Source organism: Spirosoma litoris, from assembly GCF_054776755.1.
On sequence record NZ_BAAHBI010000010.1, the window covers coordinates 417,634 to 443,790 of the forward strand.

General features: G+C 46.0%; 22 protein-coding genes. 8 read left to right on the forward strand and 14 right to left on the reverse strand.

Annotation, left to right across the window (positions count from 1 at the left end; genetic code table 11):
* Positions 1-224 precede the first annotated feature (224 nt).
* From ACYVGR_RS08195 to ACYVGR_RS08205, 3 genes are all read left to right on the forward strand, one after another.
* Entirely contained in the window at positions 225-2,123 is a 1,899-nt protein-coding gene (locus tag ACYVGR_RS08195; protein WP_460955378.1) for a DNA topoisomerase IV subunit B, read from the forward strand.
* A 114-nt stretch (positions 2,124-2,237) separates the two neighbouring features.
* The gene (pheA, locus tag ACYVGR_RS08200) at positions 2,238-3,311 is read left to right on the forward strand and encodes a prephenate dehydratase (protein WP_182463333.1); all 1,074 of its coding nucleotides are present in this window, start codon (positions 2,238-2,240) and stop codon (positions 3,309-3,311) included.
* A gap of 150 nt (positions 3,312-3,461) precedes the next feature.
* On the forward strand, positions 3,462-4,154 hold the full coding sequence (locus ACYVGR_RS08205; protein WP_460955380.1) for a sulfite oxidase-like oxidoreductase: 693 nt from the start codon (positions 3,462-3,464) through the stop codon (positions 4,152-4,154).
* A 138-nt stretch (positions 4,155-4,292) separates the two neighbouring features.
* Here ACYVGR_RS08205 and ACYVGR_RS08210 read toward each other — a convergent pair whose 3' ends face one another.
* The 5 genes from ACYVGR_RS08210 to ACYVGR_RS08230 all read right to left on the reverse strand — a co-directional run bounded on the left by ACYVGR_RS08210 (position 4,293) and on the right by ACYVGR_RS08230 (position 9,572).
* Positions 4,293-5,318 (reverse strand): glycerophosphodiester phosphodiesterase, encoded by a 1,026-nt coding sequence (locus ACYVGR_RS08210; RefSeq protein ID WP_460955382.1) that lies wholly within the window; start codon positions 5,316-5,318, stop codon positions 4,293-4,295.
* 28 nt (positions 5,319-5,346) lie between these two features.
* Entirely contained in the window at positions 5,347-5,916 is a 570-nt protein-coding gene (locus ACYVGR_RS08215; protein WP_460955384.1) for a D-sedoheptulose-7-phosphate isomerase, read from the reverse strand.
* Positions 5,917-5,979: 63 nt separating this feature from the next.
* The gene (locus ACYVGR_RS08220; RefSeq protein WP_460955386.1) at positions 5,980-6,918 is read right to left on the reverse strand and encodes an ROK family protein; all 939 of its coding nucleotides are present in this window, start codon (positions 6,916-6,918) and stop codon (positions 5,980-5,982) included.
* Between the two features lie 87 nt (positions 6,919-7,005).
* Positions 7,006-8,613 (reverse strand): hypothetical protein, encoded by a 1,608-nt coding sequence (locus tag ACYVGR_RS08225; protein WP_460955388.1) that lies wholly within the window; start codon positions 8,611-8,613, stop codon positions 7,006-7,008.
* 83 nt (positions 8,614-8,696) lie between these two features.
* Positions 8,697-9,572: a carbon-nitrogen hydrolase gene (locus tag ACYVGR_RS08230; protein WP_460955390.1), complete on the reverse strand. Its 876-nt coding sequence runs from the start codon at positions 9,570-9,572 to the stop codon at positions 8,697-8,699.
* A 169-nt stretch (positions 9,573-9,741) separates the two neighbouring features.
* Here ACYVGR_RS08230 and ACYVGR_RS08235 point away from each other — a divergent pair, with 169 nt between their 5' ends.
* The 4 genes from ACYVGR_RS08235 (at position 9,742) to ACYVGR_RS08250 (ending at position 12,529) form a co-directional block, all read left to right on the forward strand.
* Positions 9,742-10,839: a Gfo/Idh/MocA family protein gene (locus tag ACYVGR_RS08235; protein WP_460955392.1), complete on the forward strand. Its 1,098-nt coding sequence runs from the start codon at positions 9,742-9,744 to the stop codon at positions 10,837-10,839.
* 190 nt (positions 10,840-11,029) lie between these two features.
* A complete protein-coding gene (locus ACYVGR_RS08240; protein WP_460955394.1) occupies positions 11,030-11,263 on the forward strand; it encodes a hypothetical protein in 234 nt (77 codons plus the stop codon).
* 61 nt (positions 11,264-11,324) lie between these two features.
* The gene (locus tag ACYVGR_RS08245; protein WP_460955396.1) at positions 11,325-11,588 is read left to right on the forward strand and encodes a hypothetical protein; all 264 of its coding nucleotides are present in this window, start codon (positions 11,325-11,327) and stop codon (positions 11,586-11,588) included.
* 83 nt (positions 11,589-11,671) lie between these two features.
* Positions 11,672-12,529 carry an isocitrate lyase/PEP mutase family protein gene (locus ACYVGR_RS08250; RefSeq protein WP_460955398.1) on the forward strand — a complete coding sequence of 286 codons (858 nt, stop codon included), beginning with the start codon at positions 11,672-11,674 and terminating at the stop codon, positions 12,527-12,529.
* A 124-nt stretch (positions 12,530-12,653) separates the two neighbouring features.
* Here ACYVGR_RS08250 and ACYVGR_RS08255 read toward each other — a convergent pair whose 3' ends face one another.
* Together ACYVGR_RS08255 and ACYVGR_RS08260 are read right to left on the reverse strand one after the other, a co-directional pair.
* Positions 12,654-13,544 carry a helix-turn-helix domain-containing protein gene (locus ACYVGR_RS08255; protein WP_460955400.1) on the reverse strand — a complete coding sequence of 297 codons (891 nt, stop codon included), beginning with the start codon at positions 13,542-13,544 and terminating at the stop codon, positions 12,654-12,656.
* A 72-nt stretch (positions 13,545-13,616) separates the two neighbouring features.
* Entirely contained in the window at positions 13,617-14,435 is an 819-nt protein-coding gene (locus tag ACYVGR_RS08260; protein WP_460955402.1) for an SDR family NAD(P)-dependent oxidoreductase, read from the reverse strand.
* A gap of 240 nt (positions 14,436-14,675) precedes the next feature.
* Between ACYVGR_RS08260 and ACYVGR_RS08265 the strand changes: the two genes are divergently transcribed.
* Positions 14,676-15,065: a DoxX family protein gene (locus ACYVGR_RS08265; protein ID WP_460955404.1), complete on the forward strand. Its 390-nt coding sequence runs from the start codon at positions 14,676-14,678 to the stop codon at positions 15,063-15,065.
* 123 nt (positions 15,066-15,188) lie between these two features.
* Here the strand turns inward: ACYVGR_RS08265 and ACYVGR_RS08270 are convergent, their stop codons facing one another.
* The 7 genes from ACYVGR_RS08270 to ACYVGR_RS08300 form a co-directional block, all read right to left on the reverse strand.
* On the reverse strand, positions 15,189-16,190 hold the full coding sequence (locus ACYVGR_RS08270) for a hypothetical protein (RefSeq protein ID WP_460955405.1): 1,002 nt from the start codon (positions 16,188-16,190) through the stop codon (positions 15,189-15,191).
* A gap of 69 nt (positions 16,191-16,259) precedes the next feature.
* Complete coding sequence (locus ACYVGR_RS08275) at positions 16,260-18,977, reverse strand: hypothetical protein (protein WP_460955407.1); 2,718 nt, start codon at positions 18,975-18,977, stop codon at positions 16,260-16,262.
* 114 nt (positions 18,978-19,091) lie between these two features.
* Positions 19,092-20,483 (reverse strand): protoporphyrinogen/coproporphyrinogen oxidase, encoded by a 1,392-nt coding sequence (locus ACYVGR_RS08280; RefSeq protein ID WP_460955409.1) that lies wholly within the window; start codon positions 20,481-20,483, stop codon positions 19,092-19,094.
* A 76-nt stretch (positions 20,484-20,559) separates the two neighbouring features.
* Positions 20,560-21,321 carry a glycosyltransferase family 2 protein gene (locus tag ACYVGR_RS08285; RefSeq protein WP_460955411.1) on the reverse strand — a complete coding sequence of 254 codons (762 nt, stop codon included), beginning with the start codon at positions 21,319-21,321 and terminating at the stop codon, positions 20,560-20,562.
* 176 nt (positions 21,322-21,497) lie between these two features.
* Complete coding sequence (locus tag ACYVGR_RS08290; RefSeq protein WP_460955413.1) at positions 21,498-22,649, reverse strand: acyltransferase family protein; 1,152 nt, start codon at positions 22,647-22,649, stop codon at positions 21,498-21,500.
* Between the two features lie 68 nt (positions 22,650-22,717).
* On the reverse strand, positions 22,718-24,388 hold the full coding sequence (locus ACYVGR_RS08295; protein WP_460955415.1) for a hypothetical protein: 1,671 nt from the start codon (positions 24,386-24,388) through the stop codon (positions 22,718-22,720).
* A gap of 9 nt (positions 24,389-24,397) precedes the next feature.
* Positions 24,398-26,149 (reverse strand): hypothetical protein, encoded by a 1,752-nt coding sequence (locus tag ACYVGR_RS08300; RefSeq protein ID WP_460955417.1) that lies wholly within the window; start codon positions 26,147-26,149, stop codon positions 24,398-24,400.
* Positions 26,150-26,157 lie beyond the last annotated feature (8 nt).

The following is a 26,157-nucleotide window of genomic DNA, read 5'->3' on the forward strand; positions in this document are numbered from 1 at the left end:
AAACGATAAGGGCGAATCCCTGTAGTAACGTACCAATATGTTATGTAGTACACAGGACAGTTCAGCCGGCAAAGTAAGCGAACTTTTGTTGGATTATAAATAGTTTCCTCTTGTGCGGTAATTTTTATCCCTGTAACTATACCGGGTATAATTTTTCCGATGTTTGGTTTTTAGGGAGTATGTTATTTAGCCTCCCGATCTAGTCTATTAGTTACTAACTCCTTATGGCAGAATTGCTGAATCAGTCAGTTCAATACAATGAAGACAGTATCCGCTCGCTGGATTGGCGCGAGCACATTCGCCTGAGACCAGGCATGTATATCGGTAAACTTGGCGATGGCTCCGCTGCCGATGATGGTATTTATGTGCTTATTAAAGAAACCATCGACAACTGTATCGATGAACACGTCATGGGTTTTGGTAAAACCATTGAGGTTCGTGTGACAGATCACCGGGTTGAAGTACGCGACTTTGGCCGGGGTATTCCACTGGGAAAAGTTGTTGAAGTCGTCTCTAAAATCAATACTGGTGGTAAGTACGACTCGGGTGCGTTCCAGAAATCGGTGGGGCTTAATGGCGTGGGTACAAAAGCCGTCAATGCCCTGTCTACTTATTTTCGCGTGCAATCGTTTCGGGAAGGCCGTACCGTGTGGGCCGAATTTGAACGAGGTGAACTTAAAAATAAAGGCGAAGATTCGACTACCGAGCGAAACGGTACATTGATCTGCTTTGAACCCGATGACAGTGTATTTAAGAACTTTCATTTCATTCCGCAGTTTCTGGAAAACATGATCTGGAATTACTGCTATCTGAATGCGGGGCTGACAATTGCGTTCAATAAACAGAAATACATTTCGCAAAACGGGCTGCTTGATTTACTTCGCGACAAGACCAAAAAAGATGAAGAGTCGCTCCGGTATCCGATCATCCATCTGAAAGGAAATGATCTCGAAATTGCCATGACCCACGGCAATCAATACGGCGAGGAGTACTATTCATTTGTAAACGGCCAATATACTACCCAGGGTGGTACGCATCTGAATGCCCTGAAAGAGGCTATTGTTGAAACGGTTCGGCGGCACTTCGATAAGAATTATGAAGTATCCGATATCCGGTCGTCCATTATTGCCGCTATTAGCATACGAGTTCAGGAGCCCGTTTTTGAGTCGCAAACCAAAACAAAGCTTGGATCACAAAACATGTCGCCCGAGCCGAACGCCCAGTCTGTCAGTTCATTTGTTAAGGATTTTGTGAAAGAACGCCTGGATAATTATTTGCACATCAATCCCGCTGTTCGCGACGCTCTAAAGAAACGCATTGAACAGTCGGAGCGGGAGCGCAAAGAACTCGCCGGTATTAAAAAATTGGCCAATGATCGTGCCAAAAAAGCAAGCCTTCACAACAAAAAATTGCGCGATTGTCGCAATCACTTGCCTGACTTGAAAGCGGAAGATCGTTACCAGTCAACCCTCTTCATTACCGAAGGAGACTCGGCGAGTGGTTCCATCACAAAATCGAGGAATGTGCAGTCGCAGGCTGTGTTTAGCTTGCGCGGGAAACCTTTGAACTGTTTTGGCCTGACTAAAAAAGTTGTGTACGAAAACGAAGAGTTTAACCTGTTGCAACACGCTCTGGATATTGAAGAAGGATTGGATGGCCTTCGGTACAATCGTATTGTTATTGCCACCGATGCAGATGTTGACGGCATGCACATCCGATTGTTGATGCTAACATTTTTTCTGCAATTCTTCCCCGATCTGGTTCGTAACGGACATTTGTACATTCTCGAGACACCTTTGTTCCGGGTTCGGAATCCGAAAAACCATAAAGAAACCACCTATTGTTATTCGGAGGAGGAAAAACAGGCGGCAACGGATAAATTAATAAAAGGCAGCAAAAAAGTTGAGATTACCCGATTTAAGGGTTTAGGCGAAATCTCTCCTGATGAATTTGGCCTGTTTATTGGCGAAAATATGCGTTTGGAACCCGTGATTATGGAGAAGGAAACATCGGTTCCTAAATTGCTGAGCTATTATATGGGCAAAAACACGCCCGATCGTCAGCGATTCATTATCGACAATCTTCGGATCGAAAAAGATGTAGACGAAGTTGCCTTAGTATAAGCTGTCAGTCAATAGTCGTTACGAGGTCGCCCATGTGATCATTAGGGATTTTAGCCGTTATTTGCAGGCTATACCGCCCTTGGCGACTCACGACTATTGACTGACGATTTTTTTATGACTTTAGAGTCTCTCCGTAACGATATTGACGCCCTCGATGATCAACTGCTGACATTGCTCAATCAGCGGATGGAATTGGTACGTCGGGTGGGCGAATTAAAGCGCTCGACCAATGCTGTTATTTATCGACCCGAACGCGAAAAGCAAATTATTGATCGGCTGCATGAGCAGAATAATGGTTTATTGAACCGGCCTGCCATTGAAGCGATCTTTTTGGAAATTTTTGCTGTATCGCGCAATCTGGAACTCCCCGAACGAGTGGCTTATCTGGGGCCAGAAGGTAGCTTTACCCATCAGGCTGCCGAAAGTCGTTTTGGGGCCATGAGTACCTATATGGCGTTGCCAAGCATTCGGTCGGTATTCGAGAGTGTGGAAACGGGCAGAGTACGCTTCGGGGTTGTTCCCATTGAGAACAATCAGGAGGGGGTTGTTGAGGAAGCGATTGATTTGCTCCTCGAAAAAGACCTGCGTATTGTTGCGGAAATTAAGATTCCGGTACATTTTACGTTTGCCACACAGGCCGAAAGCCTGGCCGATATTACCCATATTTATTCGAAAGACATCGCATTTCGGCAGTGCAGCCAGTTTTTGAATGACTATTTCGATGGATTGAAAGCGGAGCTTGTGCCCGTTGAATCAACATCGAAAGCGGCAAAACTGGCTTCACAGCATCCTCATACAGCGGCTGTGTGTTCAGGTATCGCTGCCAAGTTATTCGATGTGCCTGTCTTGTTCGACAATATTGAAGATAGTGATCTGAACCGGACACGATTCCTGATTCTGGCAAAAGATTTTGTGAATCAGCCGAGCGGCCATGATAAGACCACGCTCATTGCCCGATTACCGAATACGCAATCGCCGGGTGTATTGGCCGAATTTCTTCAGGAGTTTAACTCCCGAAATATTAACCTCACTAAAATTGAAAGTCGCCCTTTACGGGAAGGAGCAACCTTCAAATACTGGTTTCTGCTCGAATGTGAGGGGCACGCCAATGACCCTGATTTACAGGAAATCCTGAACCACCATGCTGCCGAGGTAAAACTCCTGGGAAGTTATGTTCGGGTTTCTTAATTGTCTTATCAATAGACGAATACAAGAGCATGTATGGGCACCTCTCTGAACTGGAGGGGTGTTTTTTGTAATCTGTTATCTGGTTAGTAACCAATAAAAAATAGGGCGTTAGCCCGTTAACTTTTTGGCGAAAAAATAGCTTATAGAGGTATGGAAGCGAACGAAAAAACCGATCGAATTATCGATGCCCGTATGAAACTCAAACGTAGGTTTGAGGAAAAAATGGCCATGACCCCTTCCTTGACGGATGAAAAGCCACGTGGCTCAGGTCCGGTGAATCGGCATGGTATGCCAGCAATTCCAGTAGGACAGACGGTTACGACCAAATGGCCTGTGTTGGACCTGGGGTATCAACCAAGTATTCCGCTCGATAAGTGGCAGCTTAATATAGATGGCGAAGTGAATCATCCAATCCGACTTAAATGGGAAGATTTGATGGCACTACCACAGGTGGAAGATACAAGCGATTTTCATTGTGTAACTACATGGTCGCGATTGGATATTCCCTGGGTCGGCGTACGTTTTATGGACCTGGCTGCCTTAGTCGATCCCAAAGGGTCAGCTACCCACATCATGTGTTATGGATATGATGGCTATTCTACGAACGTTTCGCTTGAAGAGGCTCTCAAATCCGATGTTCTGCTGGTTCATACTGCCGACGGCAAGCCGTTAACACGCGAGCATGGCGGACCGCTTCGCATGATAACACCGCAATTGTATGCCTGGAAAGGCTCTAAGTGGATAAAACGGATTGAGTTCTTAGCCAAAGATCAGCTTGGTTTCTGGGAGGAGCGTGGTTATTCGAATACGGCCTATCCGTGGCGTAATGATCGCTATTCTTGAGATCATACAAAACAAAAAAGATTCTCTAGAATCAGACGTTATTATTTATAAACAGGTACGCCCCGATGGGAGCAAATGTTATAGAACTTCACTATAAACATTTGCTCCCATCGGGGCGTACCTGTTTATAACCTAATTTTATTTCACTAGCTCTAGAAGTAGCTCCGGCTCATTAGTGGTAATGTAATCGATTTTCTGATCCAGAAACCATTGAAGGGTTGAGCGGTCGTTTACTGTCCAGGCGTTCGTGGTCAGATGGCGTTGTTTGGCATCCTGCAACCAGGCTTCGTTCTTTTTCAGAACCGAAAAATGATAATCAAAGCCCGTGAGTTTATCCGCTGCTAGTTGCTCCGGTGATTTATCGCCATTGAGGTAGGAGACCTGCGCTACAGGATCTAAATCCTTCACTTTTTTACAGACATCGTAATCGAAGGCAATATAATCGACCCAAGCCTGTGCCCTTAGGTGATGAACCATGTCGACCACCCGCTCAGTCAAGGCCATCGACCGTCCCGTTTTTGAGGTTTTTATCTCTAGAATCAGCCGGGTTCGGTTCTGCTTCATGCCTTCCCGCAAGTACGACTCTAACGTTGGCAAAGGCTCCCCGTTGCTTAGCTTAAGTTTTGCTAAATCAGCGGCAGATGTCTTCTCTATCTCAATGCCATCCATTGCTGGATCGTGATGAATGAACATGACCGAATCGGACGACATGTGCACATCAAACTCACTCCCCATGCAGCCTAACTTGACCGCGTTGTTTAACGACGTTAGAGAATTTTCAGTCGTACCACTTTGCTTCCAGGCACCACGATGGGCAATTACTTGATTTCGAATAAATTCATCCTTAACCAGCCGAAAGGTATCTAGTAGCGCTCCTTTGGCACTCTGACCTTCAACAATCAGATCATACCAACGTTCGGAAGACTTCGTTGCCGAGGATTTGATGGACAACTGATTCGCTTTATTCACGCTAAATAAAGCCGCATTCGGCCCGCGTAGCGTAAATCGGCTGATTGGCTCTTTTGACTGAATCGTGCCGATAACCAACTGGGTTGGCGAATAGGTATAATTCGAAAGAGACAGGACTGATTGAGCCATGCTGACTACAGCTCCGTAGTAAGCCATGAAAGCGAAGCCGATTAGCTGAAGGAGCGTTTTTTTCATGAGTTGAGATGCTGAATGAGTAGCGGGTTTACGCTTTTTTGCCTTCTTCAATAAATCCATAGCAGAGCATATGGCAGATTGTCATCTGGGCATCTTCAACCCGGCCATAATGTTCATCCTGAATAGTAATCGACTCATGGGCTATTTCAGCTAATTTACCCCCTTTGCCTCCTACAAGAGCGATGGTTGTCAAGCCGTTGTCATTGGCCCATTGAACAGCTTTTACCACATTGGGTGAATTGCCGCTCACACTGAGCGTTAATACCAGATCGCCGGGACGGGCGTAGTTCTGGAGCTGGCGAAGATAAATGTCTTCATAGGCGTAATCGTTGCCCAACGCTGTAATCCATGAAACACTTTCGTTTAGCGAGGTACACCGAAAGCGTTTGCCCATCGTATCGGATGCACTTTTGCCGAGGTCGGTGATGAAGTGCGACACATTGGAAGCACTACCGCCATTGCCGAAAGCAAACAATTGCCGATCGTCTTCCCAGCATTGTTTAATGAGGTTGATGAGGTGTTCTACCCGATCAATGGGTATTGCTTCGTAGGCCGCTTTCTGACGATCCAGGTAATTTTTGAAATAAGTCTGATTCATAAAGTATAGTGGGTAATATATAATGAGTAATGAAAAATGTATAATGGGGTATTGAGCATAGTATTATTCATTTTTCATTAATTCTAAGGCGCCAACAGGTACGGCATCTTCACCCAGTTTAGCTAGTAAGACGATGGATGGCGGCTGAAATGATTTCATGACAAAGCGAGGGAGAGCCTGTCGGACTGCCGCACGCAAGGGCTCGCCAATGAGTGAAATGCCCCCACCTAATACAATGGCATCGGGATGAAACAAATGGATTACGTGCGAAAGGGCGAGGGCCACCACCGACCCAATCTGCTCAATGAGCATTCGGGCAACGGGGTCACTGGCTTCGTACGCAGGGTGCAGAAACCGGGCTTCTTTACCCTGATCGCCATGGGTATGAGCTTGCTGAACGGCTATTTTTAAGGCCGAATCATCGGGAAGTTGGGGAAGTAGGTCGCGAATTTGTTTGTCGACAGCCCAACCCGATACGGTTTGCTCAACGGTTTGCCCTGGTGACGAATCGCCTGGTGGCACGAGCCACAAATGACCAATTTCGGCTTCACCGGGTAAAGCGCCGTGATAAAGGTGCCGATCAACGACCATACCGCCACCAACGCCACTGCCCAGCGTAACATAAAAGACCCGGTTGAATCCGGTAGCTACACCACGACGGGCTTCTCCAAGCGCGGCTACATTGGCGTCGTTTTCGATGCGTACCAATGCCCCCGGTGCCTGCTCCCGCAGCCAGCTGCCCAAGTCAAAGCCTGACCAGCCTGCAATTTGATGGGAAGTCGCAATTTTACCCGTTTGCCAATCGACAGGGCCGCCAAAGCCTACGCCAATTGACTGAGGAGTTTCGGGAAGCTGCTGGATAGTGCTTGCAATTTGCGTCAGAATACCTTCTGCACCCTGTGCCGGGTCAATCGCGAATCGAAAACGTTGGTTAATCTGGCCAGTTATGTCGCCTGTCACCAATTGTAATTTCGTGCCGCCAATTTCAATACCAAGATTCATGCGGCAAAGATAATCGGTTGTTTCAGGTTTCAAGTTCCCTATTTATGAACAACGCGCGCCTTGAAACAATAAAAACTTAACTAGAGATTATCCTTTTTTCATGGTTGCCCGACCCAGATAGATTTCGTCACCCTTGAGTGAAATCGTTGTGTAAAAATTGTAGCCGTTCTGCACATAGCGAACCATTACCTGGTTCGTCTGGCCCGATCGGGCGTAGGCTTTCGTAGCCGCGACTAGAATCTGGTCTCCATTGACAATGGCTCGTACAAAAGGCAAATCATGCGTTTTTAGCTGATTGGCGTTGTATTTCAACCAGGTTTGCCCACCGTCATACGAACAGTCGGTGGCTTCATTCAGGTACGTTTCCCGGCCATTGAACATGTCGCTATGATGCTTGAAGAGCCGCCAGAGTCCATGAACGTAGTGTTCATAGCAGGCATAATTTCGATCATTGCCAAGTCCTTTCTGGTTTGGGTCAGTAGGAGAGGGCTGGTCGGGGGTAAGGTCATTCTGATCGTCCCAGAACAGCGCGCCATAAGCTCCGGTGAACCAGTAAAAAATGCCCATTCCTTCGGCCACAGCAGGCGGAGCGGCATGTTCTGCCTTACCGCTATTCGGAAGTTCGCTTTGAGTATTGAACAACCAGTGCCAGGCAATACGCTTTTTGGGCGAAAGTTTCATGTTAACCTCCTGCTCACCCAGCAAAGCCGCTAACCAATGCCGATCATTGTCGCCGGTATGCTTAATGGTGTAATCAAAGTCAGGGTAAACGTAATATGTGCCAGGCATTTGAAAGTCAGCATAATCGCCGAATGACTTACCCAGAATATCGTCAGACATACCTCGTTGCCGACTAGTTGCTGTATGTTGAGCCGGTGTTGTCCATAGCCATTCTGGTCCCGCTTTATAATCTTCGGCTCGTGAATAGCCTACGCTGTTATGTAGCACTGGAGCAATAGAGCCAACCAACGTTTGTGGACTGGAGTTTTCCTTGATCGTTTTGATCATGTAAGTGTACAGATTTGCCTGCTCCTGCCGATTACTCATATTGGCCCCATCATTTTCAATATCCAGCACGATTAGTCCATACGTACTCTTCCAGGCAGCAGGGCAATCCCCGAAATTTGAGCAACTTCCCTGTAACTCCGAAGATGCCTGAAAAAGCGTGTTCCGATTGAGTGGAGCTGATGGGTTCGCCCGATTAGGCAGTACTCGGTAAATGGTTTCGCTCGCCTTGTCGCTATTTTGAGCCCAAGCCAAACCGAATGCATCCCTGAAATAATTCTGATAAATAATCCAGGTTCGTTGACTTAGATTAAGGGTACTTTTCCAGCCTTTAGCCGGAAAACCATCCCGCCAGATTTCAACATTAGGGACCATCCGGCTCGACTCGACCGCCGAAAAGCCACGCCGGAAAATTTTCGACCGATCCTGTTGTACGTGCAGATTCCGACCAGCTCCACAGAACATGAGGGTTTTCGTGCTGGGCAGGGTAAAATCACTCACAATATCCAGACTATAATACCCTTTTCGGGTACTAGGTGTGAAGCGGGAGCGCGGTGTTGCAATTAGTTGTGTTGGAGCAGGCAAAGCTCCCTGTAGTTTTATGGCAATTGGTTCGGGCATGGCCGGACGCGAAAACCAATAGCCTAAACCAGCCACACCAGCCGTTAAACTTAAGAGAAGCAGTTTCATGTTGAGTTTCAAGGAGCTATAAGGCTAGTAGGGCTGCGTAATGATACGCAGCCCCCTGAATTTTGCGAATAGAACAGCGATTACTATTCCTGATCAATATACCGTTTCGTGATCGGCTGATAAGAGTCGATGCGCCGGTCGCGGAGATATGGCCAGGTAGTACGGTATTTTTCCGATAATGCCAGATCAATGGTTTGTACGTGCACCAGTTCCTGGTCGTGAGGAGCCAGATACAGTAATGCCCCAAACGGATTAGTAACGAACGAGCCACCCCAGAATTGCTGGTCAGCTTCGCGTCCGACCCGGTTTACCGATACGACGTGGACGCCATTGGCAATAGAATGACTACGCTGAATCGTTTGCCAGGCATTGTACTGCTCTTCGTTTTGCTTAGGATCGGGTTCGTTCGTATCCCAACCAATAGCGGTCGGGTAGAAGAGAATTTCGGCACCCATCAACGATGTGATGCGAGCAGCTTCCGGATACCACTGATCCCAGCAGATAAGGACGCCAATCCGGGCAAATTTTGTATCGAAAACCTTATAGCCCAGATCGCCGGGCGTAAAGTAAAATTTCTCGTAGTAACCTGGATCATCGGGAATATGCATCTTCCGATATTTCCCTAAATAAGACCCGTCTGCATCCAGAACGGCCGTTGTGTTGTGGTATAAACCATGCGCCCGCTTTTCAAAAAGAGACGCTATAATGACGACACCTAATTCACCCGCCAATGAGCCTAAACGGTCGGTTGTTGGACCGGGAATTGCTTCGGCTAAGCTGAAATTATGGTGATCTTCGACATCGCAGAAATAAAGAGAGGTGAATAATTCCTGCAAACAAACAATCTGAGCCCCTTTTTGAGCGGCTTCACGAATGCCATTGATGGCTTTCTGAATGTTGGCCTCGACATCTGCCGAGCAACTCATTTGTACTAAACCGATATTGACGTTCTTAGACATGGGGCAAAAATAGGGTGTTCTTTATGAACAGACCCCATTGGCAACAAAAAGCTTATCGGGTGGGTTCGGAGCTGGTTTCAAGTTCAAGGTTCAAAGTTTCAGGTTTCAGGTTTGAAGTCTGGCAACTGTCCACGAACTTTAAACCTGAAACTTTGAACCTGAAACAAAAATGACGTCGCGCCGAACCTTCTTAAATACCACTATTCTTACGGGGATAACCGCTTCTATTTCGCCCAATACACTGCTTACGGCAACTCGCCCAGCTAAAGATCGACTTGGGGTTGCATTAGTTGGGCTAGGTTATTACAGTACTGATTTACTGGCTCCTGCTTTACAGAAAACGAAGAATTGTTACCTGGCTGGTATTGTGACAGGAACCCCCGAAAAGGCTGAGAAGTGGAAAAAGCAGTACAACATTCCTGATAAGAATATCTATAACTACCAGAATTTCGATCAGATCGCAAACAATCCTGATATCGACGTTGTGTATGTAGTGTTGCCTCCGTCTATGCACGAAGAGTATGTGGTGCGGGCAGCTAAAGCGGGTAAACATGTGTGGTGCGAAAAGCCAATGGCCGTCACAGCAAAGGAATGTCAGAATATGATTGATGCCTGCGCGAAAAATAAAGTGTCGTTGTCGATTGGTTACCGATTGCAGCATGAGCCTAATACGCAGGAATGGACAAAGGAGCTTCGGGCTGGTAAAATCGGTAAGATATTGATGGTCAGTTGTTCGGCAGGCTATTATGATAATCGGACTACCCATTGGAAGCAGAAAAAAGAAATGGGCGGGGGCGTTATGTACGATATGGGGGTGTATGTGCTACAGGGAGCCAGGCTGGCCACTGGCGAGGAACCTATTGCAGTTACAGCTCAGCAGTATACCTCACGTCCTGATGTCTATAAAAATGGTCTGGACGAAACGTCGATGGCGCAACTTATTTTTCCGAGTGGAGCACGGGCTGCTGTTCAGACGAGCTATGGTATGAATATGAATTTCTTGAATGTAACAGGCTCAAAAGGTACCTTAATGATGGAACCTTATTCGGCATATAATGGACAGAAAGGAATCTGGAGTAACGGAGGAAAGATTGAACATCCCTATGAGGTGCCCTGGCAGCAAACAAAGCAAATGGACGACGATGCCGAAGCGATTATGAACAAGAAACCGATGCTGGCACCCGGCGAAGAGGGCCTCCGCGATATAAAAATTGTTGAAGCGATCTATCAGGCTGCACGAACGGGTAAAGAAGTGAAAATAGTTTAAGCTATATATGTTTCAAGTTTAATGTTCCATGTTTCCTAATTTGGCATAACGAACTGAAACATGGAACATTAAACCTAATACTATTGGATTTGTATGTTAATTATGTTTTAGTTGGAATATATAAAGTCGGTTGGTGTGTTTGGAGGAGCGTATGCTTTTCGCTTATTTCGCCTGTCAACCCCGTTTGCCCATGCAACCCGCCGATTTTACCCGCCTTCCCGCCGAGCAACAACTCGACACCTTGTATTTCACTGGCGACATTCTCGCCAATCGTTATGAAGGTGAGAACATCTTTCTTCTATACAATCTACAGGATTTCTACGTCGAACTCCGGTACGATGCCTATAACAACAAGCTTCATCAGGTTAGTGCTTTTCGGGATACCACTAAATTGGAGCCGTATCTTCCCTATCTATCGGTTTAAATGTTGTTAGTAGAGTCAGTTTTAAAACACCGTACTGGCAATTGCTATTTCCTTTTTAGCCTTGCCATTAGGGATGGGTCTGGCTGTTCCGGCCATGACAACCGGCACTCTGGCCACCGTTGATCGTAGTCGTTCGGGTATTGCTTCGGCTGTGCTGAACACTACTCGGCAAACAGCTGGGGCTATTGGTGTAGCCGTGTTTGGCGCGATGGCAACGGGCGGCCCTGCGGACATTGTTCAGGCAATTAAAACCAGTTCAGTTAGCTCTGCGGTGTGTGTATTGCTGTATACCTGCCTTGTGTTGAAGTACCTAAAGAATAATTAATAGAGTTGGAGACGGCTCTGGTTAGAAACGCAGGAGTTTAGGATTTATAGGAAAAGGTTCTCCTAACAGCACTCGCTTTAAATATGAGCACACAAGCCGATTCCTGGCAGGCCCGCGCCGAACTATTTCAAAAACTTCACCAACGAACAGGAATTTTCGTCGTTCCTAACCCTTGGGATGCGGGCTCGGCACGAGTGCTGGAAAGTCTGGGCTTTGAAGCGCTGGCAACAACAAGTGCTGGTCTAGCCTACGGCCTTGGAAAACCAGATGGACATGCTTCCATAACTCGGGAAGAAACTCTACAGAACGCCCAAAGTATCGTTAGAGCAACTCGGTTACCCGTAGCTGCCGATTTGGAAAATGGCTATGGCGACTCTCCATCTAGCTGTGCCGAAACGATTCTATTGGCTGCTGGAGTAGGGCTTTCTGGCGGTTCCATTGAAGATGCAACTGGCAGACCCAGCGATCCAATTTATCCCTTCGAGCTGGCCGTTGAGCGGGTTAAGGCTGCCGTTGAAGCTGCGCGAAGTTTACCATATCCATTTACACTGACGGCAAGAGCCGAGAATTTGATTTATGGTCGGCCTGATCTTTCCGATACAATCAGACGTCTGGAAGCCTTTGCCGATGCGGGCGCTGATGTGCTTTTTGCACCCGGTTTAAAAAGCAAAGAAGAGATTCAGGCCGTTATAAAGGCAGTACACCCACGTCCTGTAAACGTGATTATGGGCCTGTCTGGTGGTAATTTTTCGCTGGACCAACTTGCCGAATTAGGCGTTAAGCGGGTGAGTGTAGGTTCGTCATTGGCTCGGGCAGCCTATGGGGCACTTTTCCGGGCGGCCGAGGAAATTCAACAAAAAGGTACGTTTAGTTATGCTAATGAAGCGAAACCCTATGCCTATATGAATAGCCTGTTTACAAACGATGCGCAGAATGATTAGTGCTTTGTTAAACTAGATTCTATTGATTCTGCTAGTTTCTCTTTTTTTATTGCATTGATAATCAGATGCTAAGATTTAGTCAGAGTCAAAGGGTCTATAGTGACTAAATGGGATTAGTACTAGCCTAATTCAACAACTGCTTCTTAAATTGATTCGGACTTACGCCCGTTTCTTTCTTAAAAAGCCTTGAAAAATATGGTAGATTTTCGAATCCCAACGTATAGGCAATTTCGGATACGCGCTGATCTTCGCCTTTTAAACGATTTTTTGCCTCATTGATCAAGTGAATATGAATCAGTTCAATGGCCGTTTTGCCGGTTTCCTGCTTCAATAAATCACTTAAATATCGGACTGACAGATTGAGTTGAGATGCTACCGAATGTACCGTTGGTAGGCCATTCGTTTGGAGCAGGCCCTTTTGTGAATAGCTCGTTAAGATATCGTTGAACCTGGAAACCGTATTGCCCGACAACTCAGTCCGGTTGATAAATTGTCGTTTGTAAAAACGTTGAGAATACTTCAGGATAGAGTCAATATGGGTCAGGATAATGTCGCGACTATATTCATCGGTAATGTTGTTGTACTCGGTTTCAATTTTTCGATAAAGATCCCAGATGATTGCTTCCTCTCTGGGCGATAGATGCAGCGCTTCATTCGTTTCGTAGTCGAAGAAACCATATCGGTTCATCTCATCATGTAGCGGAGAGCCTATTAGGAAGTCTTCGTGAATAAACAGATTGAAACCAGTTTCCTCAAATTGTAGGTCTTTAAATTCGATGACCTGACGAGGCTTTACAAATAATAACGAGCCATTCTCGTGGTCATACTTGGTACGACCATACTTAATAATCCCCGATTTCAGCTTTTTGAAACCGATCATGTAGAAATCGCTGGTAAAGGCTTCATCGCCGAGCGAACATTGACCATTACAGTCTATAAGGACAATCATCGGGTTTTCGGGTGGTGGAAAACCGTTGGATGTCAGGAAATGGCTCAAACTTTTATAATGCTTCATACTGGTAAAGATGTAACACAAATTACACCGGTAAAAGCGCAACTTGTGTTACAAATAGATGAAAAACTACGATTAATGACCATGTGCGGCTGTTGATACCTCGCTCCATTGATCCCATTCGGCTATACGTCCGGCATAAACCTGTTTGACCCAGGGAAGCGCTTTTTTACCCAGAAACAACCGAAGTGGTGGATTTTCGGCATCAATCAATTGTAGGACCGCATCGGTCGTCGATTCTGGATAACCATAATCATCGTCGGTAGTGCTGGCCGCAAAAGCTGCTTTTACCCCTTCGTATTCCTGCATCGGTGCTGTATGAAAGGCAGAAGCGCCACCCCAATCTGTCGAGAATCCATTGGGTTCGATAAGCGATACGTGGATACCGAACGAACTTACCTCGGCCGCTAGCGATTCGCTCAAGCCCTCTACTGCATATTTGGAGGCATTGTAAAGGCCAAGTACTGGAAGCGTTACCACGCCTAATACACTGGATACCTGTACAATATGACCATGACCTTGCTTCCGCATAACGGGTAAAACAGCTTGGGTTAGCCAGAGCAAACCAAAGAAATTGGTTTCGATCTGGTCACGAGCTTCTTGTTCGGTGGTCTCTTCAACACTGCCAAATAGGCCATAGCCAGCATTGTTGATGAGTACGTCGATCTGGCCAAAATGGTCGGTTGCCTTTTGTATCGCAGCGAAATCGGCAGCCCGGTCATTGACGTCTAGTTTAATGGGGAGTATGGCGTCGCCATATTGATCAATTAGATCGCTAAGGGAATTTATATCACGAGCCGTAGCAACCACTTTATCTCCACGTTGTAAAAAGGCTTCGGCCCAGATTTTGCCAAAACCACGCGAAGCACCTGTAATGAAAATTGTCTTTGACATTGTTGTGTTGGTTTATTGTCAGGACAAAAGTAGCGGGTGGATCGCCGGAGAATTTATACGAAAGTAGGGAAGAATGATACAGTTATACGACCGTCTGAGCAGTAGGATAGGGTAAGTTGAAAAAACTCTAATGGATTAATTCGGTTAACGTATGAGGAGCATACAAGCCTGGAAACTTGGGAGATACTGTTTGCCCAAAGTCATCTGATTATTCTTAATTATCTGAAAACAACCAACGTTATGAGCGAGAAAAATGTGAAAAAAGTAGCCAGAGTTTTTCTGGGAGGTGCGTTAATTTTTGCAGGCATCAGTCACTTGACGTTTGCCCGAAAAGCATTTAGAGCCCAGGTCCCTGATTGGGTTCCACTGCCCAAAGACGATACAGTTGTCTATTCGGGCTTAGCTGAAATTGCGCTGGGTAGTAGTTTGGTGCTAACCGACGAAGAGCACCAGGAGGCTGTTGGGAAAGTAGCAGCTGCGTTTTTTACGGCTGTTTTCCCTGGCAACATTTCTCAGTTTACGAATGAGCGAAGTGCGTTTGGGTTAGATACAGACCTGAAGCGATTTGTGCGCTTGTTCTTCCAGCCTGTCCTTGTCGGCTGGGCATTGAAAAGTACCGAAACAAACTAAACCCAGGAGTTAGGCAAATTAAATTCTGTTCTGTTTGCTCCTGGTCGGATTTGCCCGTTTTAGAGCAAACAGAAACACAGTGGAACTGGATAGTTTATGAAAACAGTCGGCTAAAACGATTTGTTAAATTCGAACTTTCTGCCGAACCTGTTCAAGCCATATAGTCCGGCCTTCGCAATTCCAGTGAGTATCGCTTTTCAGATAGGGCGATGGCGTTGCGCGTTTGAACAAATCGTATGTGTTAATGTAAGGGACGACCAATTTAGGGTTGTTCTGAACTCGTTCAATCAGGTGATTGTAATCGCTTCGATTCGTCTCTAGGATACTGGCCTTGTTCGGAATAATGGACAAATACACCTCATCGAACCCTAACTGCCGATAGCGGTTAGCGACCGCATTTACACTGTCGACCAGTGTGTTCACTTCCTGATCGCTCAGTTCCGAAAACGAAGAAAGAAGTTTCTGGGTAGTATCTGTGTCCATTTTAAGAAACAGATTTTGCTTGTCTTTCGATAAACTCACTTTTGAGTTCGTTCGATCAAACCAGTTGAGCGTTAGACTCGCTTTAAGCTCTTTAAACCAAAAAGCCCAGTCCTGACTAAACAAGGTCGATTCAAGGCGCTCTTCTATATCCGTCCGGTGAAGATCATCTGAAATCCGCTTGCGAAGCGACGGTTTGGTTTGACCTAGTTGGGTAGTATCTTTTTCAACAATAAATTCGATGATTGGAATAGCCAGATGTTCGCGAAAATGGCGTTCAACAGTTTCAATGATCAACACATTCCGTTTTTCTGGATTGAGCTGTATTCGTTGTTGGTTGTACCAGGCTACACGTTGAAAATGACTCACTTGGAAATCCGATTGACTCAGTCGCTGAGGTTCCGTAAAACTGTCGCCAATGAGGTATAGTTGAGTCGATGCGGTATCGCTTGATCGATGCGATGGAGCGCAGTTGGGCTGGGCCATTTTAAATTGGGGCAATGCCGAAAGACGGTATAAATCCCCAAATCGATAATCGTCGGCAATGAACCCAATTTCATAAAGCCAATGCGATATTGTGCTCGAGAGGCCACCTCCCCATAGGACGAGTGCAAACAGTAAGATAGTGTAGCGAAAAAAACGCATAAGGTTTTGGGCAAAGATTTGTGGCTTGGAACAATCGGTTTTGTACGCTGTTCGTTGCCCAAAACTTTGCTATCTAAGTCGAATACTAAAGAGTAGAACGGCTTGTTGGGCACCACTCAAAATATATAATTCGTTGGTTCGCTCATCAAATTGAAGCGCCACCGGAAAATCACTAGGAATAGGCCGCTCGCCTACAATTCGCCCGTTTAGGTCATACAGCGTTGTAAATCCTCCCGATTTAACACTGATCAGGTCAATACCTGCACCCAGGCGATGATAGCGCACATTGTTACGGCCCGATTGCAAGGCCCGTACATCGAACAAGCGTTGTCCTTGTTGGTTCAGTATGGTTACTTCTGTATCTGTTGTTCGTAAGAGCAACCAGTTCGTTTGATCTTCGTCTGGAAAAAGTCGGAACGATCCTCGCCGAACCGGTCTATATAACTGAGTTCGCTTGGCAACCAATCCATTGGAGTTTATTGAAAGTAGTTGACCTTCATCGGCAATTGTCTGAATCAAGGATTGACCTATTGGTAACAGGGCTGGCCCAATGAATTTAATTTCGGGCTCTTCTTCGTTGGTTCGTTCAATCCGACTAGGAAAATGCGGGTATTCACTGCCATTGTCACGCCAGTAATTTAAGGTGCCATCGGCCTGCATTCCCAATACATTCATGCCTGCGGGTGTGGCCAGCACTTGAAAAGGAAGTTGTAATGACCCTTTATGGGGTGCCGTCATGATACGAATGAAAGCTCGCCGTTGCCGATCTAGGGCATAGATATGCCCGTCTTCATGAGCAGCCAGAGCGACCAGATTCCGCTGTAGACTTCCCCGTGGCTTGGCCAAATAAGACGGATCGAGACCTTTGGGGAGAGGAATCGCCTGAAGAGCAACTTGCTTACTAATCCGTACTGGATCAGCAACATAAAGCGTCTGATCAGTCATAAACAGATATTGCAATCGCCCATTGTTCAGAAAATCGACTCCCAATGCGTTACTACGAATAGGTCCATCGGTATTGTTCTGCACAATCTTGTCGCCTTCTGGCGTTACCAGCACAAATTGGCCGGCGTTGTTTTGCGCATAAAACTGAGCTGAACTGTCGATTAGGTTGCCGGTTACAATAGGGGCTGCAATCAGAGGGGCATTGAACTCCGTTCTTTTCCGGAGTAATAATTTATTGAGAACCGCCCGGCTGGCCCGGCGGGTAGTGCGGCCCAAAATAACTGTCGATTGAATGTTCTCGTTTCCATAACTGGCTTGATACGCCATGTTTTCCAGATTCGACAGCGAGGTGCTACCCGTAGCTGGATCAACCTGATCGAGCAGGTTTTGCCAGGCCAGAGGCCAGGTTGCTGGTACGGTTGTCTGTGCCCGGTTCAGCCGAACGAAGGCTGTAAAGTTGGCAGGGCGCAACGTGGTGTTTAGTAATTCCGCTTGCCGACCATCCGCTGTCCAGACCGCTCCTCGCTGAACCTGCTGCAGGTAATCCTGCATCGCTTCCTCATTGTTAGCGACGATTAATGAAGAACCATGCTGCGTAATCCAACTTTGCGAAAACCCAGAAAATAAACTACTAAATAGAGACGCAGGCAGTTCGGGCACAGTCAACAATAAGAGTTTATGGCCTAAATATTCTTTAAGGAGCGTAGGCGCTTTGGCACCAGCCCGGTAGGCTATCTGCTGATAGACAGTAGCCAATTGTTTGCCATTTTGAGAGGTTAGAACGAGAACTTGCCGAAGAGAGCCAGTAGGTGATTCAAGCCGACATAATAATAAGTCGCTACCTAAGGTTTGATAAAGCGCCTTTGTCGAAGGCTCAATCTGGTCGAATCGATCCCGTAGAAAATCGCTGGATGCTGACCCCAGCAGTTTGCTTAACGAACGACCAAAACGAGGGGCATCGCTGATACTAATGTGATAAAGCGTAGCCGTTGATTGCGGAATGAGATTCGCGTGTTGAATACGCTGGGGAGTTTGATCGGCAAATAGGGCAGCTACATCGCTCCGAGCGCCAATTTTATCGACAGCGTACCCAATCAGGTGTGAGCGCGAAGCTGATTGTCGGAACTGCAGGTTTAACTCTTCGGGTAGGAATAACCGAACCAGTGAGCCTACATTACTGAATAACGATTGGAGTACGTCGGGCCGAACGGAAACAACAGCCAGATGATCATCATCAACCCGAAAATCGGTCTCATCCTTCGTTAGTTTTAGCGATTGGTGCATTCGTTTGGCTACGTTCTCGATCAGAATTCCTGATACGCTACCGACCAGAAAACCATCTGTCAGAATAAAGGAGCCAATCGGTTCATTCATCCTGGAAACAAAATCCAGGATTTTTTCGCCCGCAAATGTATGATTCAATACCCGGTACTGTCGTGGATCGGGCTTGGTAATTCGAGTTAGAAATGCCTGATCTTTATCGCTTAACGGAATGTAAAAAACGAATTCAAGTGTCGTTTTAGAAATCGAGTGGAGGGAGTAACGAATGGTTCGGCCCTTAACAAACTGCAATACCGTGGCCGAGTCGGCAGTTGCATATAGGAATCGATCCAGACGTTGACGGGCTTCATCAAAAACGGGTATCTGCCTTAGCGACATTTCGGTACGCAAGGATTGCGCCGAAACAGTGTCCTGTAAGCGATCGCTGGATAAGATCATCAACGCTCCTGGCGGTACCAGTGAGCCAACCGTACGAGTTACTGGAAAGAATTGTCGGTAGCCCCACCAGCCAATAGCTAGCAGCAACAACGCACCGATACCGATCCAGAGAGTTCGTTTCATTTAAATGTTATATAGTTGTGAAGTTATATAGTTGTACGGTTATATAGTTGTAAAGTGAACTTCACTAATCACCCAACTGTATAACCGTACAACTATATAACTTCACAACTATTTTTATTTCCCCCACATCGCATTCGCGGTTTCGGGGAAAGGCATGGTTACTTCGGGTACATTGGCGGCTATCCGGTTTGCCCATTCAACACCTTGCATCAGCGAATGATCCTGGTTACTGACCTCGTATTTCCAGGCACCAAAACGACCTCGGGAGTAGATTCCGAACGGCTCGAGCTGGGGTAAAACGGCTTTTAAAATGCCATCTCGTTCAACCGATGGCGTTGGATAACCATAATCGAACGCCATGTGGAAGGTCGAAATCACATCGTCGGCCGATTCAATCAACTGGTCTTCAATAAGCGCGCGGATCGTATCGTCAATCAATGTTTCCCGATTAACGGGCTTCGCCGATGATTCACTCGTTTCGGTCATTAATGACCAGTGTTCATTGATATCAGGAACGTTATTCGGGCTGTAGTTTGAGAATACCGTAACTCGATAATAAGGGCTGTTATATTCCGGGAAATACATCCAGCACATGGTTTTCAGGCTTTCTTTAGGTTTCCCTTTTAAGCCAATGCCGACTACATTGGTCGATGAGTGTTTGAGACCCTGTGCCGTTTGTACTGTTTCTGGCGACAGTCCTTCTACCCGTTGCGTGAACAAATCGAGGGGCATGGTACTCATCAGGTGCTCATAGTGAATTTCTTCGCCACTGGCCAGTACTATCTTTTTCTCAGGCCCAACTACCTTTTCGACGGTAGCATTCAACTTAACATACTCCCGGCCAATAAGGTCGCCAACTGCTTCCCAAATACCACCGGTGCCTCCTTGTTTGGGGAACTGAAATGTGCTGTTGGGACCCCACGAAAAATCGTCCTGATCGAAGATGATGTTTTTCGTGACTCGTTGCAGGTCGGTAACGGCTACGCGTTCGCCCACCCAAACGGCATTCATGTCTTCGGGCGGATAGGCCCACACTTTAAAGTTATAGGGAAACATAAACGTTTCGGCCAGACCAGGACCAAACGTCGCCAGAATCCACTCCCGGAAGTTGGCGGGCTTCCGGTTGGTTGGAAATTTATAGTTGTGGATAATACCTTCAAGGCATTTCCACATCGTTTCTGGGGTCAGGTATTTAATGTTATTCTGAAAAGGGTAGGGCACAAATCGATTTTCGATCCAGACCCAAGATTCGCGCTGATGACTAAGCCAGCCGTCTGAGCCTAAGGCTTTCAGCATCAAATCGTCGAAGTATTTGTAGTGCGAAAATTGTACGTGTCCACCTACATCCCAGGTGAACCCTTTTTCGTCTACAAAACTTTTTGATAGTCCCCCAATTCGATTTTCTTTTTCTAAAACGATAAAGTCGGTAATACCCAGCTCTTTCAGGCGGTAGGCTGCTCCAAGACCCGTAGGGCCAGAGCCAATAATGACATATTTGTAGTTCATAAGTTGATGCGGATATATGATATATGATGTATGAGCTGGTTAGCTAAGAATCATACATTATATATCATATATCAATCTATGCTGTTACTGGTTCAGGTTTTTTGAGCGCTTTCACTTTGCCGCCTAACTCGAAGCGGAACTGCGCCAATTCTTTAAAGCTCTGAATGCACACTTTCAACAGTTTCCACTTCAAAATCGAGACAGTACCGGTTTGGCGCTCTTTGTGTGTGATGGGAATATCGAAGGTATTGCAGCCAGCTTTCTTGGCCATCACAGCCAGAAAAATATTGGGGGCGAATGGGGTTGGGTCAGGTAATTGGGCTAGTAGCTTTCTCAGGAACGTACCTCGGATCAGCCGAAATGGAATATTGCTGTCCATTATGTAAGTGCCATAAATGAAGGCAATGCTCCAGCGAAGAATTCGGGTGATGAACAAGCGCGCTGGGGCATCGTACCGTTCTTCACGGTAACCTAAAATAAATGGCGAGTCATTACGGTGAGCCCATAACTTACCAAAGTCGTCAGTAATAAACTGATCGTCACTATCGGTTTGGAACACATATTCAGAGTCTAGGGCAACGGCTTGCCGATACCCATTAACAACCGCATTGCCGTGACCCCCATTGATCTGATGGACTACCATCAATTTGGGATAACGGCTTTTAATTTGGTCGAGGATCTCCCCGGTTTTATCGCGTGATCCGTCGTTAACAACAATCAGACGGGTATTTTCAGTAGGGAATTGACGGGTCAACAAATCGGTCCACTGTTTAACAACAGTTTCAATCACTTCTTCTTCGTTGTAAGCCGGCATTACAATGGACAGCAGGAGGCTCATTCAGTGTACTTTAGGGATTGACAACACGCCTAACGCTTGTCAACGGGTTTGAAATAAGTTGGATTAACACACAGCACCAACCGGATTATGTATTCCTATCAATACTGCAAATATATAAAATTGTTGATGGCTAACCGTTTAATTGAGGAAGGAGCTTAGCGAGTGGTTAAACAGAATCAATACGTGAACCTGTCTTTGAGGGCATTAATCGGTTTTTCAATTAAGTACCAGGATAGGGTAGCTACTAACACCGTTAATGCATAGAAATAACCCATTTTTAGCGCAGTTATACTGTCTAGAGCTGGAAGTAAAGAAACCGCTTTATTCCAAACTCGCATTGTTATGTAGGTAGGTTGCGTGTGATAATAGTTGAATACCAGATTGTGAAATAAGTACAGACCATAACTGATTTTTCCTAAATAATTGCTGACAGGATTCTCTAAAATCCATTTAAAAGGCTGATTAAAACCAACGACAGCCCGGCCAATTAAAAACGTGCAAAACAGGGAGGTAACGAAGCGGTCGGTTATATCGGTTGCTACATTTCGGGTAAGGTAGTCGGGCGGTCCTACCAGAAGCTTCATCAAGTATATGTTTGCGGCATAGAGTACGAAGCTCAGTAACAGAAGCCAGTTGTTGGTCACTAACTTCAGAAAACGATCTCGATGGTTAACCATGAGGTAGGCCAGGATACCACCCATGCCGAACGCATCCAGACAGGTTGGCATCAGGACAAACTGCGCCATCCAGGGTGCCTGCACAGCGAAGAGGTAGACGCGTAATAGAAAGGCAAATCCGATTAGCCCGAACAGGGTACGGAGCAGGTAACGGTTAGGAATAAAGAGGACTAGAAATGGGAAAAAGATATAAAACTGCTCTTCAACAGCTAATGACCAGAGGTGGTCAATAGCACCCATCCAGGTTTGATGCTTAACAATCCAGATGTTTGGGGAATACGTGACGAGCCACCAAAACGTCTTTCGGACAGCCTGAAAATTAATGGCTGCTAAAACCAGAATTGTGAGGTAATAGATCGGGAAAATCCGCAAACTCCGACGGATATAAAAAGCTTTGAGTGAATGCCCATGCCCTCGATTGAGCCGAGCGTCGTGTTGTTTACTGGTAATGAGAATGCGGGTAATGAGAAACCCACTGAGTACAAAAAAAAGATTAACGCCCAAATAGCCCAACGGAAACTGATTGGCTTCGCCGAGCCAGTGATCAAACATAACGAGGGTTACGGCAAGAAACCGCAATCCATCTAATTGGATAAGGTAATTCTTTTCTTTCTGAATGGTCTCTAAGGATGCTGTTGCCGTTTCTTGCATAGTTCGTTAGGTGATTCCGACCATAGCCCTATTATGGAGAAATCTGGAATGAGTGGGGAAGCACCGTACTATAAAGACGTAAAAATAACGTATCGGTCAGTCATCGCAAGATGAATATGATTATTCTGGTTCGTAAGAACACCAATTCGATAGCGTCCAGGCTCTAATTTTTCTTTTAAGGCCTGCGTATAAAATCCCAAAGGACTAAAATAAGGCGTTAAACCTGATGAATTGAGTAGCGGGCGGGCCGCAAATAAATACGTACGCGTTGGGCTTTTGAAATAAAGATAAGAACCATCGTCGGGTTGGGAAAGGGTAGGGTTTGCGGCCTTAGCCTGAGCAACGTTATACATAAATGGCCGATCCTCAATTTTGTCGACATCGGTGGTAGGTTGAGTCGTCCACCAAACGGGCGATATAAGTTGAGAAACACTCGCGCTGAAAAATGGGCGTTCTGTTGGGGTAAATACCTGCCGAATAGCCTCTTGCTTTTCTTGTGGTGTATTGGCTAAATACGTGAAGTATTCGGCCATAGTCCGCCGGCGTTGGGCAATGATACCTTCCAGGCAGCAGTAATCCGACAATAAACTTTGCCCAATAAGGATCACAGTGATACCCAACACAATCCGTGGGAGAAATGTCTTTTTCTGCCAATAGGATAAGCTGTAAAGATAGACGACACTAAGTGCAAGGGCTGAATATATTTTATAACGGCCTTGTAATAAATAGCCAGGTCCAGCAAATCCAACGCGTGAATAGACCGTAATAACGGCTGAGGCAACTAGAAAAAGAATACACCCCAGAAAGAAACTGTCCGCCAGCTCAATTTTCGATTTGTTCAGACGCCGAAGCAGTGAAGTAACAAAAATCCCGGTAAGTATAACAACTAAGCCTCCAACAACGATTGTCAGCCAGAGTGCAGACTCATTCGTAAAGCCACTAGGACCTAAATTGGGCGATGAATCGGCAAAGGAACCTAGAAAAACGAAAAATGCTTTTATCCAGTCAGTTATTGGGTATCGGAACGGAGACGGGAAAAATGAGATGCGGTGGTAGGTGTAGAAATAGCCAGCCAATGAAATCGCCGTGGTTAGTAGCCAGATAACCATAAATCGCCAGTGTTGTTGGTAGGCTAAAACGATCAGGCCTGCAATAAGTGCCAATGAACCATTACCACTGGTGAATGTAGCCAGGACCGCTAAACCTAATGCCAGCATCCGGGGCACCGGTTTATTGAGGGCCAGCCCGTAAAAGATGCCAAAGACAAAGGCGATTATCCAGAAGTTTTGGATAGAAGCCATTGCCCAAATCAGATTTTCGTACGACTGTAACGTAAAGAGCAGAAAGGGGATAGGAATAAAATAGCGTAAGGGTAATGACAATCGGCGAAACACAGCAAATAGTGTGCTCAGTACGATCAGAAGACCACTGAAGCCAATGAGAGTTAATCCGTAATAATTTAACGAACCATTGATTTTGGCAAAAAAAGTAAAAACCAGACGAGTCCAAACAATACGATGCTCCCAGTGCTGATCAAACAGATGAGCTAATTTCTGACGTCCCGTTCCGGTTTTTAGGACTAATAAATGCTCCTGAATCAAATAATCATCCCAATACGGTAAATTAATGGCATAGGTTAGGATTACCCAACTCACTAGCACAATAGGTAAACTAATGAGTAAAAGTGAGCTAAGTTGTTCCCAGGTAGTTACTCGTTTGGATGGATTGGCCAAGTGCATTACGAAAGTTTACCAGTTTTTTTTAATCTCAGGCTGTGCCTGTGAATTGGCTATAGCTGTAATCGTTTGACCAGTAGGATGGCGTTCGATAGCTCCATCCGCTTGAACAATGAGCCGTTCAACCTGATAGGTAGCGGGTACTACTGCAGATTCAGAAATACTACTTGAGAAGCCTTTTTTAAACAGATCGGCAAGGCCAACACGGCTTCTCCAGGCTTGATTAATAATAGGCGTTGTCTGAAACAAATAGAGCCGCTGACTCGATCTTAGCAAAATATACGAACCAGCATCGGGAGCGGCTGGAATAATTGTTGTTGAATCACCCAACGTAAAGCTCCCGTTCGTTTTCGTTATTTCGGATAGGGGGAGCGAAGGGCCAGAAGCGGGGCTATATAGTGACGCCAACGAGGCATCATAAAAGGCTGGCGAGTTATCAATCAAGTGAGCCGTATTTGCGTCGATTGTTGAGATGGGCTTATTGGTGGTATAGGTCCAGTTAAACTGGTTTGTTAGTAGCCATTGTCGCCACCAGATTGTATCATCCTGATACGACCGATAGGAGCTTCCCATCAAAATCAGGCTAAATACCAGACCTAATCCTGCTACTATTTTTTGGAGTAATGCGCGAGTTTGCCCTATCATATACACATAAATAAGGGCTAGCGTCAATACTGAATAAAGCTTATAGCGACTGGTAATTAAGGTATTTGCCCCAAACCCTGCCCTGGTCCAGGCAACAACAGCACCGGTGCCCACCAAAAAGACAGCTGAGCCAAGAACGAAAGAATCGAAGGGCGAAAGCGCTCGTTGACTTAGCCACTTTTTCAGGATGTTCAGGCAGATTCCCAGTATAAAAATGAGGCTTAAGCCACCCAGTACGATACAGGCCGTAAGAACGGATTTGACAGGGAAAGCCTCTGCGGCTGATCCTGTAAATGCCATCCAACCACTGATTAAATCAAGGAGAGAGCCTTTGGCTGGCGGGTTACCTTCTGGTTTTGCATAACCCCAAAAGTAGAGCGCGATAACGGCGATAGCGCTGCCTCCCCAATAAAGTAGATTTTTGGACTTCGCCCAGCTACTTGTTTGTAGCAAGAGTATCGCAAAGCCTACAGGCCATACGAGTAAACCATTGCCACTCGTTAAACTAGCTACTATGGCTACTAATAGGGCTGCCCCAATTTTTTGTGTATAGGCAAGCAGATAAATAACCCCAAACACCCAGAAAATAACGGTGAAGTTTTGCAAGGCTGCCATACCCCAAAACATATTCTCCCAATGAGATAGGTTTAAAAGCAAATAGGCAACGGGTGGGAGATAAACTAATCCAGCCTCCCCATCAAACAATGGTCTACGCGTTAAGGAATTACTCGATTGGTTGGCTGATTGCGCCAGTACCAAACCAAATATAGTCACTAGACCCACCAGACTCAGGTTGCCTATCAGCATTAAATGTAGATAGCTAAACTTACCAAACAGATGGAAATCAAGCCAGGTTATTAACCGATCATAAACAATTCGGTGCTCGTTATGCTGTTTGAAAAATTGGTATAGTTTTCCTGAAATGGAGGTTTCGTTGTTTAGGTTGACCAAGAAAGTCTTTAAAACATGGTCATCCCATTTGGGAACGTTCACTGCATAGATTGACCAGACATACCAAAATACCCCAACCGGTATCAGCAGCAGGAGCACAGCTACCCAGAGGTCGTAGCGCCTGGCGTGAGTCTGATGGGATGATTTGGTATCGTGTAGCGTAACCAATGGAGAGA